At 71.4% G+C, this 14,234-nt stretch carries 13 protein-coding genes and 1 pseudogene; 5 read left to right on the forward strand and 9 right to left on the reverse strand.

Annotated features, from left to right (window positions below):
• From ACLQ2V_RS26450 to ACLQ2V_RS26460, 3 genes are all read left to right on the forward strand, one after another.
• The gene (locus ACLQ2V_RS26450; RefSeq protein ID WP_425721289.1) at nt 1-786 is read left to right on the forward strand and encodes an enoyl-CoA hydratase-related protein; all 786 of its coding nucleotides are present in this window, start codon (nt 1-3) and stop codon (nt 784-786) included.
• Between the two features lie 151 nt (nt 787-937).
• Entirely contained in the window at nt 938-1,801 is an 864-nt protein-coding gene (locus tag ACLQ2V_RS26455; RefSeq protein ID WP_425721290.1) for a hypothetical protein, read from the forward strand.
• Nucleotides 1,802-2,091: 290 nt separating this feature from the next.
• On the forward strand, nt 2,092-2,994 hold the full coding sequence (locus ACLQ2V_RS26460; RefSeq protein WP_425721291.1) for a phytanoyl-CoA dioxygenase family protein: 903 nt from the start codon (nt 2,092-2,094) through the stop codon (nt 2,992-2,994).
• Nucleotides 2,995-3,174: 180 nt separating this feature from the next.
• On the opposite strand, the gene ACLQ2V_RS26465 is transcribed toward ACLQ2V_RS26460, so the two are convergent.
• The 7 genes from ACLQ2V_RS26465 to ACLQ2V_RS26495 form a co-directional block, all read right to left on the reverse strand.
• The gene (locus tag ACLQ2V_RS26465) at nt 3,175-3,807 is read right to left on the reverse strand and encodes an MOSC domain-containing protein (RefSeq protein ID WP_425721292.1); all 633 of its coding nucleotides are present in this window, start codon (nt 3,805-3,807) and stop codon (nt 3,175-3,177) included.
• Between the two features lie 53 nt (nt 3,808-3,860).
• Nucleotides 3,861-4,694 carry a carbohydrate ABC transporter permease gene (locus tag ACLQ2V_RS26470; RefSeq protein WP_425721335.1) on the reverse strand — a complete coding sequence of 278 codons (834 nt, stop codon included), beginning with the start codon at nt 4,692-4,694 and terminating at the stop codon, nt 3,861-3,863.
• An 11-nt stretch (nt 4,695-4,705) separates the two neighbouring features.
• Nucleotides 4,706-5,692: a carbohydrate ABC transporter permease gene (locus ACLQ2V_RS26475; RefSeq protein ID WP_425721293.1), complete on the reverse strand. Its 987-nt coding sequence runs from the start codon at nt 5,690-5,692 to the stop codon at nt 4,706-4,708.
• On the reverse strand, nt 5,689-6,978 hold the full coding sequence (locus ACLQ2V_RS26480) for a sugar ABC transporter substrate-binding protein (protein ID WP_425721294.1): 1,290 nt from the start codon (nt 6,976-6,978) through the stop codon (nt 5,689-5,691). Before ACLQ2V_RS26480 ends, ACLQ2V_RS26475 begins: the two co-directional genes overlap by 4 nt.
• A 268-nt stretch (nt 6,979-7,246) precedes the next feature.
• Complete coding sequence (locus ACLQ2V_RS26485) at nt 7,247-7,534, reverse strand: GlsB/YeaQ/YmgE family stress response membrane protein (RefSeq protein WP_425721295.1); 288 nt, start codon at nt 7,532-7,534, stop codon at nt 7,247-7,249.
• Between the two features lie 274 nt (nt 7,535-7,808).
• Nucleotides 7,809-9,686, reverse strand: a complete 1,878-nt coding sequence (lepA, locus tag ACLQ2V_RS26490) for a translation elongation factor 4 (protein WP_425721296.1) — start codon at nt 9,684-9,686, stop codon at nt 7,809-7,811.
• A gap of 168 nt (nt 9,687-9,854) precedes the next feature.
• A complete protein-coding gene (locus ACLQ2V_RS26495) occupies nt 9,855-10,388 on the reverse strand; it encodes a DUF4240 domain-containing protein (protein ID WP_425721297.1) in 534 nt (177 codons plus the stop codon).
• On the opposite strand from ACLQ2V_RS26495, the gene ACLQ2V_RS26500 reads away from it, so the two are divergent.
• Together ACLQ2V_RS26500 and rpsT are read left to right on the forward strand one after the other, a co-directional pair.
• Nucleotides 10,387-11,463: a phosphotransferase family protein gene (locus tag ACLQ2V_RS26500; RefSeq protein WP_425721298.1), complete on the forward strand. Its 1,077-nt coding sequence runs from the start codon at nt 10,387-10,389 to the stop codon at nt 11,461-11,463. The two genes, ACLQ2V_RS26495 and ACLQ2V_RS26500, sit on opposite strands and share 2 nt — an antisense overlap.
• A gap of 208 nt (nt 11,464-11,671) precedes the next feature.
• Nucleotides 11,672-11,938 (forward strand): 30S ribosomal protein S20, encoded by a 267-nt coding sequence (gene rpsT, locus ACLQ2V_RS26505; RefSeq protein WP_425721299.1) that lies wholly within the window; start codon nt 11,672-11,674, stop codon nt 11,936-11,938.
• Between the two features lie 977 nt (nt 11,939-12,915).
• Here the strand turns inward: rpsT and ACLQ2V_RS26510 are convergent.
• Both ACLQ2V_RS26510 and holA read right to left on the reverse strand, forming a co-directional pair.
• A pseudogene (locus ACLQ2V_RS26510) lies at nt 12,916-13,246 on the reverse strand (hypothetical protein); the annotation flags it as partial.
• 5 nt (nt 13,247-13,251) lie between these two features.
• A complete protein-coding gene (gene holA / locus ACLQ2V_RS26515; protein ID WP_425721300.1) occupies nt 13,252-14,232 on the reverse strand; it encodes a DNA polymerase III subunit delta in 981 nt (326 codons plus the stop codon).
• Nucleotides 14,233-14,234: the final 2 nt, after the last annotated feature.

The raw sequence follows: 14,234 nt of genomic DNA on the forward strand, positions 1-14,234 counted from the left end.
ATGACCTCCTCCGACGCGCTCGTGCGGGTCGCCACGGCCCGTGGGGTGACCACCCTCACCCTGAACAGTCCGCACAACCGCAACGCCCTCTCCACGCCGCTGATGACGCAGCTGCTGGCCGGGCTGGCCGACGCGGTCGCCGACGACGCGGTCCGGGTGGTCGTGCTCGACCACACCGGCCCGGTCTTCTGCTCGGGGGCGGACCTGAAGGAGACCGCCGCCGCGTACGCCAGCGGGACGGTGCCGGCCGGGATGCTCGGCGACGTGCTGGCTGCGGTCTGGGAGTGCCCCAAGCCGGTGGTGGCCCGGGTGGCCGGGCCGGCGCGGGCCGGCGGGCTGGGCGTGATCGCGGCGGCCGACCTGGCGCTCTGCGCGCAGGAGGCGACGTTCGCCTTCACCGAGGTCCGGATCGGGGTGATCCCGGCGGTGATCTCGGCGACCGTGCTGCCCCGGCTGGCCCCGCGCGCCGCCGCCGAGCTGTACCTGACCGGCGACACCTTCGACGGCCGGCGGGCCGCCGAGATCGGCCTGGTCACCGCGGCCGTGCCGGCGGACGGGCTGGACGCGGCGGTGCGGCGGGTCTGCGCGTCGCTGGTGCGCGGCGCGCCGAACGCCCTGGCCGGGGCGAAGGGTCTGCTGCGCCGGCCGCAGGCTTCCGACCTGCGCGCCGAGATCGCGGAGCTTGCCGAGCTGTCGACCGGGTACTTCCTCTCCGCCGAGGGGCGTGAGGGGGTGCTGGCGTTCCGGGAGAAGCGCGACGCGAGCTGGGTTCCGCCAACCTCCTGACCGTCCGTCGGGGGACCCCCGCTCGGGTTGCCGGGGTGCCCCGGGCGATGGACGCCGGAGATGGTCGACGCGCCCTACGCCCAGGTCAACCGGTCGGACGACCCGACGGCGGTTGGCCCGACGTACTCTTGGCGAAGCCGTCGAGCAGGGGGTGTGGGTGCGTATCCGGACAGTCATCGCGGCTGGTCTCGTCATTGCCGTCGTCGCCGTCGTCGGGATCTGGCTGATGGCTCGACAGGTCGGTGACGGCTTACGACTCCCCCTCGCCGGCCGCAGCTGCGTCGTGCGGGCCGACGGTCAGGTGCGGCTCGACGCCGACCAGATGGCCAACGCCGCCACGATCGCGGCGATCGGCACCCAGCGGAAGATGCCGGAGCGGGCCGTCGTGGTGGCGCTCGCCACCGCCTACCAGGAGTCGGGGCTGCGCAACGTCGCCGACGGCGACCGGGACTCGGTGGGGCTGTTCCAGCAGCGCCCGAGCCAGGGCTGGGGCACGGTGCAGCAGATCGGCGACCCGCGCTACGCGACCAGGAAGTTCTACGCCGCGTTGAACCGGGTGCGCGGCTGGGAGCAGCTGCGGGTCACCGAGGCCGCCCAGAGGGTGCAGCGCTCCGCCTATCCGGAGGCGTACGAGAAGTGGGCCGACGAGTCGCAGGTGCTGACCCGCGCGCTGCTCGGCGCGGCCACCGGCGCGGTGGCCTGCACGGTGGGGTCGCCGCCGGTGATGCGCGGCGAGGCTGCGGCTGCGGCCCTGAACCGGGGCCTGAACCTCGACTGGGGGCTGCCGGAGGCGGTGGCGCAGGCCGACCTGCCGGGGCTCACCGTCCCGGCCGCCGACCAGCGCAACGGTTGGCGGTACGCGTACTGGCTGGTCTCGCACGCCTCCAACCACGGGGTGAAGCGGGTCCGGTTCGACGGGCTGGAATGGACGGCGCAGGGCGGCACCTGGAACCGGGTGGCCGACGCCCAGTCGACCGATCGACGGGTGCTGGCCGAGGTCTTCTCCGACGCCTGACCCGGGCCCGGCCGAGGTGTCACGGTGGGCGCGGTCGGCCGTCAGGGGCCCGGCGGTAACCGGTTCCCCGCACGGGGTCGGCGCGACTGACGGTGACCGCGCAATTCCGCATACCTCGCAACTACGGCCAAAGTAGAGCGTAATCGTGACTCTGCGCGCCCGTTCCGCTGCCGTTGGTCGCCCCGAGCCCCGGGCCCCCGGGCGCGCTCCCCACCGCACGATCCGGGAGCAGTACCATCGGCGGGCTGTACGAGAGATGGTTTCACCCTAATGGGGAGGGGTACTACGCGGTGTTCGATTACGACGGCCGGACCGGCTACGAACCGATCAGCGACACGGATCGCAAGGAGTTCCACGAGCAGGGCTTCCTCCTGCTGCGAAACGTGCTGACGGAGGACCACCGGGCCGCCCTGGAGGAGGCCGTCGACCGCGTGTACGCGGAGGAGAAGGCCAAGGGCAGCACCACCAAGGACGGCACCCTGCACCTGCTGGGCTTCCTGGAGCGTGACGAGCTCTTCGGCCAGCTCCTCACCCACCCGATCGCCTTCCCGTACATGTGGGGCCTGGCGGGGTGGAACATCTACACCCACCACAACCACCTGGACGTCACCCCGCCGGCGGCGGAGCCGGAGAAGCCGTACTGGGGCTGGCACCAGGACGGGTACCGGCAGAACTCCGACCCGGAGACGATGGACCCGAACCTGCCCCGGCCGATGTTCTCGCTGAAGGTGGCGTACGTCCTCTCCGACCTGTCGGAGACCGGGCGCGGCGCGACCAAGGTCATCCCGGGCAGTCACCTGTGGAACTCGCTGCCCCGGCCGGACGACCTGACGGTGCACAACCCCGACCCGGAGGGCACGGTGGAGATCACCGCCAACCCGGGCGACGCGTTCATCTTCGACCGCCGCCAGTGGCACTCCCGGTCGACGAACCTCTCCACGATCACCCGCAAGATGCTCTTCGTCGGCTACACCTACCGGTGGATCCGCCCGCTGGACGAGCTGCACATCGACCCCGAGGGCGAGTGGTGGGCCAACCGCACGCCGGTGCAGCGCCAGCTCTGCGGTGAGGGCACCCACACCGCGAACTACTGGGGCATCAACTGGGACGGGTACATCGACGACGAGATCCCGCTGCGCAAGGAGCTCAAGGAGCGCGGCCTGCTGGACCGCAACATCCCCTGGCTGCGCTGACCGCGTGGCGAAGGGCGCCCTGTCGACGCCTCCGGCGCGGCAGGACGCCCTTCGCCAGGTCCGGGTGCCGTTCGCAGCGCCCCGGTGCGGTCCGCTGTGTTGCGATGTGGTCCGCTGTGTTGCGATGTGGTCCGCGAAGCCCGCGCCCGCCACCCGGGGCGGCGGCCGGCCCGGGGCGGGTCAGCCGAGGCGGCGCTCGGCCTTGCGGCGCAGCGACTCGGGCAGCTCGGGGACGTCGAGCAGCCGGGGCAGCAGCTCCGGCTGCGTGGTGATCGCCCGGAACACCTCCCCCACGGTCACCCCGTGGGCCGGCCGCTCCACCACCCGCACCGCATCGCCCGCGCGGACCTCACCGTCGCGCAGCACCCGCAGGTACGCCCCGGGCGTCCCCCGCGCGGTGAACCGCTTGATCATGTCCGGTACGCCCCAGAACCCGGCGAACGTCTTGCACGGCGTGCGCGGCTTGGTCACCTGCAGCAGGGCCGACCCGAGCTGCCACCGCTCGCCGACGAGCGCCCCGGTGACGTCCACTCCGGACGTGGTGAGGTTCTCGCCGAACGCCCCCGGGACGACGTCGCGGCCCATCTCGGCAGCCCACCAGGCCGCGTCCTCCGTGGCGTACGCGTAGACCGCCTGGTCCGGGCCGCCGTGGTGGACCGTGTTGCCGACGAAGTCGCCGGCCACCCCGTCGGCCCGCAGCAGCACCGGCCCGTCGGCCGGTCGCTTGTCGATCCCGCTGCGGCCGCCCGCGCCGTCCGCCCACGGCGCCTCGGTCACCACGGCGAGGTTCACCGTCATCAGCCTGCCCGTCATGGCGTCAGCCTAGGACCCACCCGGACGCCCCCGCGACCGGCTTGTTTCCCGTCTCAGCCCTTGACGGCGCCGGAGACCAGGCCGGAGGCCATTCGGCGCTGCACCAGCAGGAAGAAAATGATCACCGGGAGGGTGAAGAGCGTCGAGGCGGCCATCACCGGTCCCCAGGCGGTGTCGTCCCGGCCGAAGAAGAACGTCATCGCCACCGGGAGGGTGTAGCGGTCCTGGTCGTTGATGAAGGTCAGCGCGAAGATCAGCTCGTTCCAGGCGGTGATGAAGGAGAAGATGCTGGTGGCGACCAGGCCGGGCGCGACCAACGGGAAGAGGACCTTGCGGAAGGTCTGGAACCGGGTCGCCCCGTCGATCGCGGCGGCCTCCTCCAGCTCCTTCGGCACCGCGGCCACGAAGCCGCGCAGCATCCAGACCGCGAACGGCAACGAGAAGCCGAGGTAGGTCAGGATCAGGCTGGGCAGGGTGTTGTAGAGGCCCAGCCGCTGGATCATCAGGAACAGCGGGATGACCAGCGCCTCCAGCGGGATCATCTGCACCACCAGCAGCAGGATCAGGAAGCTGGTGCGCAGCTTGAACCGGAACCGGGCCACCGCCGTCGCGGCCAGCAGGGCGACCAGGCCGCCGAGCAGGACGGTCGCCCCCGCCACGAGGACGCTGTTGAGGAAGAAGTCGCCGAACGTGACGCCGGGGATCAGGTTGCCCGTCAGGATCTGCCGGTAGTGATCCAGCGTCGGCTCGGTCGGCACCGGCCGGGGCGTGGCCGAGAAGATCTCCCGGTTCGGCTTGAGCGACGTGGCGATCATCCAGTAGACCGGGAACGCCGCGAAGAGCGCCACCAGTAGGCCCGCGCCGTTGAGGGCGACCCGCTTCACCACCGTGCCGCGCTTCACAGCTCCTCCTCCTGCTTGAGCACCATCCGCACGTAGAGGCCGGTCACCACGAGCAGGATCAGCGTGAGGATGACGGCGATCGCCGCGCCCAGCCCGTACTTGGGGGGTGGGGAGAACGCCTCGGCGTACGAGTAGATGGAGAGCATGAACGTCGAGCGGTCCTGGGTGCCGCCGGCCAGCACGAACTGCTGGGTGAAGACCTTGAAGTCCCAGATGGTGGAGAGCACCACCAGGATCCCGAAGACCGGGCGCAACAGCGGGAAGGTGACCTTCCAGAACACCTTCCACGGGCTGGCCCCGTCGACCCGGGCGGCCTCGTGCAGCTCGCCGGGCACGCTCTTGAGCCCGGCCAGCACGCTGACCGCGATGAACGGGAACGAGTGCCAGACCACCACGAGGGTGAGGATCGAGAAGAACAGCAGCGGCGAGTTGAACCAGCCGTAGCCGGTCCAGTCGGCGCGGCCGAAGAGCGCGTTCGACAGCCCGTCGGGCAGGGCGTTGAACAGCCAGGTCACCAGGCCGGAGGTGTCGTCGAAGAGCCACTTCCAGACGATGGTGCCGGTCAGCGCCGGGGTGGCCCAGGCCAGCATCACGCAGCTGGACACGAAGGTGGCCATCCGCTTGCCCAGCCGGTTGAGCAGCAGCCCGACCAGGGTGCCCAGGACCATCGTCAGCGCCACGTTGGCCACGGCGAAGAGGACGGTGTTGCGCAGCACCGTGAGGAAGAACGGGTCACTGAGGATCTCGGCGTAGTTGCCGAAGCCGACCCACGGCCATTCCCGGTCGCCGCGCAACTGCCGGACGTTGTTGAGCTTGAAGAAGGACATCGCCACGACCTGGCCGAGCGGCCACAACAGCAGCACGCCGATGATCACCAGGCAGGGCAGCAGCAGCAGGTAGGGCAGGCGGTCCACCCGGCGGCGCCGCCGCACGGGGGTCTCCCGCGCGGCGGACGCCTCCGGCGCCTGGATCAGCGTGCTCACTTCGCGTTGAGGACGCTTTCCATCTCGGTGGCAGCCTCGGCGGTGGCCTGCTCGACCGTCTTCTGGCCCTTGATGACCGAGCTGTTCATGGCCTGGGTCACCGTCTTGGTGCGACTGACCTCGACCCACTTCGGAGTGAGCGGGGTCAGCTTCGTGTTCTGCATGGTGGTGGCGAACGCCGCCATGACCTTGTCGTTGGCGTACTCGCCGCCGGTGACCAGGTCGGAGTAGACCGGGAAGAAGCCGAGGCTGCTGGCGAACTCCTTGTCCTTCTGCTTGCTCAGCAGCACGGTCAGGTAGTCCCAGGCGAGGTCCTGCTTCTTGCTGTCCTTCCACAGGGCGATGTCCGAGCCGCCGGCGAAGGCCGGTGCGGGCTTGCCGTCCGGGCCGGGGATGGGGAAGGTGCCCCAGACCTTCTCGATCTCGGGATTGTCCTTCTTGATCGCCGCGCCCTGCCAGCTGCCGGCGAAGGCCATCGCCGCCTTGCCGGTGGCGAACTGCGTCCGGGCGTCGATCTCGTTCCAGGCGGCGGCGGCCGGCGGGGCGACCTTGTGCACGGTGACCAGCTCGGTCCAGTACTTGACCGCCTTCTGGACCTCCGGGGTGTTGTAGCCGGACTTCCAGGTGTCGCCCTGCTGGGTGGCGATCTCGCCGCCCGCGCCCCAGAGGAACGAGTAGAACGGCAGCTCCGAGTTGCCCGGCAGCGCGATGCCGTAGGTGCCCGGCTTCTTGGCCTGGACGGCCTTCGCCACGGTCACCAGCTCGTCCCAGCTCGTCGGCGGCTTGACGCCGGCCTCGGCGAACCAGTCGGTGCGGTAGTAGAGCGCGCGGACGCCGGCGTACCACGGCACGCCGTACTGCTTGCCGTCGAGCTGGGCGTTCTTGACCAGGCCGGGGAGGATGTCCTTGCCCTCGGCCCAGCCGCCGAACTTGGCCGTCACGTCGGCCAGCGCCTCCTGGTCGGCCCAGCCCTGAGTCTCGGTGTTGCCGAGCTCGGTCACGTCCGGGCCCTCACCCCCGGCGAGCGCCGCCTGGAACTTCTTCGGCGCTTCGAGCCAGGGAACGTACTGCACGACCACGTCGGTTTCGGGGTGCTTCTTCTTGAACTCGGCCTCGACGCCGTCGAGGAAGGCGGTCTGCGCCGCGCCGCCCTCGCCCATCATCCAGACCGTCAGCTTGCTGTTGTCGGCCGCCTCGTCGTCCCCCGAGCCGCCACAACCGGCGAGCACCATCGCGGCCGACGCCACCACGGCGGTGACCGGGGCCAGCCGTTTCCACCTGTTCACGCCACATCTCCCTCGCGCCGTTTTGGCACTAACCTTCTCCGCCGCACCATAGTAGGAAAAATTCCTTTACGACAGTGGGTGACGCGGAGCGAGGCGACCGTACCGCAGCGATGCGACGTTCGGGCGGTTCGACGACGGCCGAAACCCGCCGTGCAGAGGCGAGCGGGGCCCTCCGTGCACATGGGAGCGCGCCTCGGCGGTACACATGCGAACGGGCGCCCGACCGGGGAAGGTCGGGCGCCCGTCAGAAAGATGAGCGATGGGGCGATTACCGGTGGGTGACGCTCCGGCGACGGCCGACCCCGGCGACCAGCGCCACCGCGATGGCGGCCAGCACAACCTGGACCAGCAGCTCGGCCCAGTCGATCCCGGCCGTCTCGGTGGCGATCCCCATGGCGCGGGCCAGCACGGTGCCGAGCAGCGCGGCGCCCACACCGATCAGCAGGTGCAGCCAGATCGGCATGTTCTGCCGGCCCGGAACCACCAGGCGGCCCAGCGCGCCGACGATGAGACCAACGACGATGGCGGTGACGATGCCCCAAACGGTGAGCTCCACGGTCGCTCTCCTCCTCAAGATGGTGTTACAAGAGTGTGTTGTTGCTGTGGTGACCGCTAAGTTCCCGATGACCCGAAAACCCAAACCACGACGTCCACGAGCACCCTCGTCCCATACCACCGCCAGCGGCCGCCCCGGCCCTCCGCGCGGGGAGAAATCCCAGGTGGGAGGGCTCCCATCGACCTGCGGCACCGCCGCGGAAGAGGGCGAAAAATTTCTCCCGTACGCGCCGGGACAGCCGCGGCACGGCGCTACCGCGCGCCGCTGCGCAGGCTCACTTCTTGCCGGTGGCCTTGCCGTCGGAGTCGGAGGAGAGCGCGGCGATGAAGGCCTCCTGGGGAACCTCGACCCGGCCCACCATCTTCATCCGCTTCTTGCCCTCCTTCTGCTTCTCCAGCAGCTTGCGCTTGCGGCTGATGTCACCGCCGTAGCACTTGGCGAGCACGTCCTTGCGGATGGCGCGGATGGTCTCCCGGGCGATCACCCGGCTGCCGATGGCCGCCTGGATGGGCACCTCGAACTGCTGCCGGGGGATCAGGTTGCGCAGCTTCGCGGCGATCGTGACGCCGTAGTTGTACGCCTTGTCCTTGTGCACGATCGCGCTGAACGCGTCCACCGGCTCGCCGTGCAGCAGGATGTCGACCTTGACCAGGTCCGACGCCTGCTCCCCCGAGGGCTCGTAGTCCAGCGAGGCGTAGCCCTTGGTGCGGCTCTTCAACTGGTCGAAGAAGTCGAAGATGATCTCCGCGAGGGGCAGGCTGTAGCGCAGTTCCACCCGGTCGGCCGAGAGGTAGTCCATCCCGAGCAGGTTGCCCCGCCGACCCTGACACAGCTCCATCACCGCGCCCACGTAGTCGTTCGGGGTGAGCACGGTGGCCCGCACGACCGGCTCGTACACCTCGGCGATCTTGCCGGTGGGGTACTCGCTCGGGTTGGTCACCACGATCTCCTGGCCGTCGTCGGTGATGGCCCGGTAGACCACGTTCGGCGCGGTGGAGATGAGGTCCAGGTTGTACTCCCGCTCCAGCCGCTCCCGGATGATCTCCAGGTGCAGCAGGCCCAGGAAGCCGCAGCGGAAGCCGAAGCCGAGCGCGCCCGAGGTCTCCGGCTCGTAGTCGAGCGCGGCGTCGTTGAGCTTGAGCTTGTCCAGCGCCTCGCGCAGGTTCGGGTAGTCGGACCCGTCGATCGGGTAGAGGCCCGAGTAGACCATCGGCTTCGGGTCCTTGTAGCCGCCCAGCGCGCTGGTCGCCGGCCGGGAGTTGATGGTGACGGTGTCACCGACCCGCGACTGGCGGACGTCCTTCACGCCGGTGATCAGGTAACCCACCTCGCCGACGCCGAGCGCCTCGGCCTTCACCATCTCCGGCGAGATGACGCCGATCTCCAGCAGCTCGTGCACCGCGCCGGTGGACATCATCTTGATCCGGTCGCGGGCGCTGATCCGCCCGTCGATCACCCGGACGTAGGTGACCACGCCCCGGTAGACGTCGTACACCGAGTCGAAGATCATCGCGCGGGCGGGGGCCTCGGCGTCACCGCCGACGGGCGGGGCGAGCTGGCGGACGATCTCGTCCAGCAGGTACGGCACGCCGTCGCCGGTCTTGCCGGAGACCCGGATGCAGTCGGCCGGGTCCCCGCCGATCAGGTGGGCCAGCTCCTCGGCGAACTTGTCGGGCTGGGCGGCCGGCAGGTCGATCTTGTTGAGCACCGGGATGATCCGCATGTCGTTCTCGAGCGCCAGGTAGAGGTTCGCCAGGGTCTGCGCCTCGATGCCCTGCGCGGCGTCGACCAGCAGGAGCGCGCCCTCGCAGGCGGCCAGCGACCGGGACACCTCGTACGTGAAGTCGACGTGCCCCGGAGTGTCGATCATGTTGAGCACGGCCTGCTCGCCGGCCCGCTCGCCCTCGCGGATCGTCCACGGCATCCGGACGGCCTGGCTCTTGATCGTGATGCCGCGCTCGCGCTCGATGTCCATCCGGTCGAGGTACTGCGCACGCATCTGCCGGGGGTCGACCACGCCGGTGAGCTGCAACATCCGGTCGGCCAGGGTCGACTTGCCGTGGTCGATGTGGGCGATGATGCAGAAGTTCCTGATGCGCCCCGGGTCGGTGGCACCAGGAGCGTTCGCGCCGGAATCGAGCGTCGGTGGCACAGCGGTCCGTTCTGATCGGCTGACGTGAGCGAGCCGACGCGACGCCGGCCCCCTCTATGCTCCCACGTCGCCCCGGCCGCCCCGGGCGCGGCCGGATCACTCCCGCGACGACTCGCCGGATCGCCCCCGTGGCGGCTCGCGCGCTACTTCCTGCGGCGGCCTCGCGCGCTACTCCTGCGGCGGCTCGACGAAGAGGGCGGCGAGCTTCGGCAGGTGGCGGCGGGCCTGCTCCTCGTCGTCGAAGTCCCAGAACTCCTCCAGCGCCGGGTACGGGGCCCGCTCCACCGGTGGCAGCTCGCTGGCGGTCGCCTTCCGGTACGCCTGTTCGGCCACCGTCAGCATCGGCTCCGCCTCGAACTCCTCGCCGGTCAGCGCCGCCTGCCGGACCTGCGGCAGCTCGGCCAGCGAGTCCGGGTCGGCCACCGCGCGGGCGAAGACCTGCCGGCCCTGCGTGATCAGCCAGCCCCGGAAGTACTCGAACCCGTCGTCGGACGCGCCGCCGTTGATCAGGTACGCCGCGCCCCACAGGTCGGCCCGGTAGGACGCCGCGAGCACCCGGTGCTGGTGCCGGGCGTACCCGACGATGTCGGCGGCCTCGCGCTCGGCCAGCAGGGCGACCGCGCGGGCGGCGACCGCGCCCGCCACCCCGCCCCCGTCGGCGCGGGCCCGCTCGATCAACTGCCAGAAGTCGTCGGTCCTCATGGTTGGGCAGTCTGGCAGAGCGGCCTCCCACCCGACGTCACGGCGCTCCGCAGCCACGGTGCGGCACGATGCTGTGGTGGCCGCGACCTCACTCCCCCCGGTGCCGTACGACGCGACCGCGCTGCGGCCCGACTGGGCCGAGCTGCCCGCCGGGCTGCGGGCGGCGGTGACCGCCCGGCTGGGCGGGCCCGTGGCGGCGGCCCGGGTGGCCGGCGCGGGGTTCACCCGGGGCTTCGCCGCCGTGCTGGAGACCGCCGACGGGCGGCGGACCTTCGTCAAGGCGGCGTCCCTGGCCGAGCAGCGCCACCTCGTCGACTGGTACGCCCGGGAGGCCGCGGTCCTGGACCGGCTCCCCGCCGGGCTGCCGGTCCCCCGCCCGAGGTGGACCGTCACGGCGGCCGGCTGGTTCGCGTTCGGCCTGGACGCCATAGACGGCCGCACCCCCGCCCTGCCCTGGAGCCCGGCCGACCTCGACGCCACCCTGACCGGGTACGCCGAGGTCGCCGCCGCCCTGGCCGACCCACCCGCAGAGCTGGTCGCGCTCGGCCTGCCCCACCTCGCCGACCTGGCCCGGGAGGACATCCTCTGGTGGGCCGAGGTGGCCGCCGGCCGGGAGCCGACGCCACAACTCCCGGCTGCGGCGCGGGACCGACTGCCCGAGCTGGTCGCGCTGGAATCCCGCCTCCCCGGGTACGCCGAGCGCGGCGGCCTGGCCCACGGCGACCTGCGGCTGGACAACGTGCTCGTGGACCGGGCCGGCCGAGCCTGGTTCTGCGACTGGAACTGGATCTGCCAGGGGCCGGCCTGGTTCGACCTGGTCAGCCTGCTGATCACCGCCCACGCCAGCGGCCTGGACGCCGACGGCCTCTTCGCCGGGCACCCGGCGGCGGCCGACGCGCCCCCGGACGCCCTCGACGTGACCCTCGCGGCGCTCGCCGGGTACCTGCTCACCTCGGCCGCGGCCGGCCCGACGAGCGCCTCCCCGCACGTACGGACACACCAGCGGTGGAGCGGCGAGCGGGCGCTGGAGTGGCTCGCCGCTCGACAGCGCTGGACCGCCGCCCAGCAGGGTTGACCGCTGCCGTTCGAGCGCTGGTCCACGGGGCCAGCGGCACCCCGATGAGTCCCCACCAGGGCGAACCCGGTCGGCTCCGAGAGCGGCGGGCGTGAGCCGTTTTGGCTCGTTCCGAGGGACCTGGTAGCCTGGCTATTCGCGCAGCGATGACGCATGCTCGTCGGGCGCATAAGCTGACCAACCCGAGCTATCAAGACGAGGCTGTCGCGTGGCGAACATCAAGTCCCAGATCAAGCGCAACCGGCAGAACGAGAAGCGCCGGCTGCGCAACAAGTCGGTCAAGTCGTCGCTGAAGACCGCCATCCGGAAGTTCCACGAGGCTGCGGAGGCCGGTGACGCCGAGAAGGCCACCGTGCTGATGCAGGATGCCGCGCGGAAGCTGGACAAGGCCGTCAGCAAGGGCGTGATCCACTCCAACCAGGCGGCCAACCGCAAGTCGGCCATCGCCAAGCGGGTGGCGTCGTTCTCCGCCTGAGGCGGCGAGCACGGACCTAATCGGAAAGCCCCGGGAGTACTCTCCCGGGGCTTCCGGCTTTCCCCGTCTTCCCGCAACTGCCGCAGCTTCCGGCGGCTTCCGGCCGCTCGCGCAGGGCGGGGGGCCGACGGACCGCCACATGTCAGTGACATTGCGTGAACAGGCCTGACCAATCCCGCAAGGTCATTGACATGAAGGCCGGTTTTGCGGAGCGAGAGCGAAACGGGGCGCGGAGACCGGAAAGCGGCACGCCGAGCGCGGATCGGAACCCGACGCAACACCTTTCGTCGGGGCTCCAACCCTTCCTGCCCGAGGTCCAGCCCTCTCCTGCCCGAGGTCCAGCCCCTCTAGCCCGGGAATCCAGCCTCTCCTGCTCGATCCGGCCTCTCCTGCCGGGGATCCGTTGCGGAGCCTATGGAGCTGATGTCGTGAACGACTCGGCCAGAGCGATGTCGCGAACGGCTCAGCTCCATAGCGTCCTGAACAGGGGTGCCGCCTCTATCGTGGCGATCGGACGGCGCTTCGCCATAGGCGCTCGCCCGGTGCCGACACGAGGCGCAAGCCCAGGCGCGGAGCGCCAACCCGAGCGCGGAGCGCCAACCCGAGCGCGGAGCGCCAACCCGGGCACCGGGCACGAGAGAGGTCAGGGGCAGGAGCGGATCAGGAGCGCGTGCTCCGGCCGGCGGGAGGAATCGCCCCACCCTCGTCCGGCCCGACGTGACGGGAGCCCGGTCTCATTCGCGACGAGTCCCACTGTCCGGCTGAGGCGTGTGGACCCGCCACCTCCCCCGACGATTCTCCGCCGCCGGTGGCGCGCACGCCCGATACGCCCATCGCAGCCCGGCCGAGGCCGGCACCGGCGTGGCCTTCGCCACCCGGCCGACCCCCCGCACCCGGCCAGCCGCTCGACGGGGCCGCGCCCGCCCGGCCGCCCGCGCCCAGCCTCGCCGGGCCGGCCGGGCAGGTGCCCACGCTCCGTACCGTCGCACGACCGACCACGGGCTGCATCTGCCGGCGGAACCGGTCGCGTTCCTGCTCCGGCACCAGGGCCGCCGTACGGACCACCGCCTCGGCCACCACGTCGTTGAGCTTGACCATCACCGCCACGGCGGCTGGCAGGACGAGCACCGACCACCACGTCACCAGCTCGGCCAGGGCGAGCAGGACGGCCAGCGCGACGGCACCCTCGAAGAAGAGGAAGCAGAGCACCCCGCCGGGGTTGACGAACCGCAGGCCGAGCGCCCGGGCGTAGAGGGGGCGGTACCGGTCCTCGTCGGAGGGGACCGTCGCCCACGACGTGCGGGCCAGCCGGCTCACCGGCTGCCACCCTGCCTCGCTGCCGCGACCTGGAAGACGGCGCGCTCCAGCGCGTACGCACGGTCCTCCGACCCGCCCTTGACCGCCGCGTTGCATTCTGCGGCGGCCCGCATGGCCAGCACCAGGCCCTCCGGCGTCCAGCCCCGGGCACGCTGCTGCGCGCCCTTGATCTTCCAGCCCGGCATGCCGAGGGTGCCCGCCAACTGGTAGGGGTCGCCCCTGCCCGCAGCGGCCACCCGGGCGACGGTGCGGACGCCGTCGGCGAGGGCGTCGGCGATCGGGACCGGATCGACGCCGACGTGCAGCGCCCAGCGCAACGCCTCCAGCGCCGCCGGCACGTCGCCGACCAGGGTGGCGTCCGCGACGGTGAAGCCGGTCACCTCGACCCGGCCCGTGTAGTAGCGGGCCACGGTGTCGACCCCGATCCGCCCGTCGGTGTCGGCAACCAGTTGCGAACAGGCGGCCGCCAGCTCGCGCATGTCGTTGCCGACGGCCGCGATGAGCGCCTCGGCCGCGTCGTCGGTGCACTTGCCGCCGGCCCGGCGGACCTCGTCGCGCACGAAGGCCACCCGTTCCCGGTGCCCCTTGAGCTTCGCGGCCGGCACCACCGTGGCGCCGGCGGCCCGCAGCCCGTCCGCGAACGCCTTGCCCTTGGCACCACCGAGGTGCAGGACGACGAGTTGGACGTCCGGGTCGGGATTCTTCGCGTACGCCAGCAGGGCCGCGACCAGGTCCTTGCGCGCGTCCTGGCCGGAGTGCAGCACCAGCACCCGCCGGCCGCCGAAGAGTGACGGGCTGAGCATCTCGTCGATCTCGCCGACGGCCAGCGTCCCCGCCTGGTACTCCCGGACGTCCACGTCGGGGTCGACAGCACGGGCCCGGGCCACGGCCTCGGTCACCGCGCGCGTGGCGAGCAGTTCCTCGTCGCCGAGGACGAGCAGAATGGGAGCGAGGTCGGCCACGGTCACGCCGCCCATGT

It is taken from the genome of Micromonospora sp. DT233 (genome assembly GCF_049841815.1).
In the GTDB taxonomy this organism is placed as follows: Bacteria; Actinomycetota; Actinomycetes; order Mycobacteriales; family Micromonosporaceae; genus Micromonospora.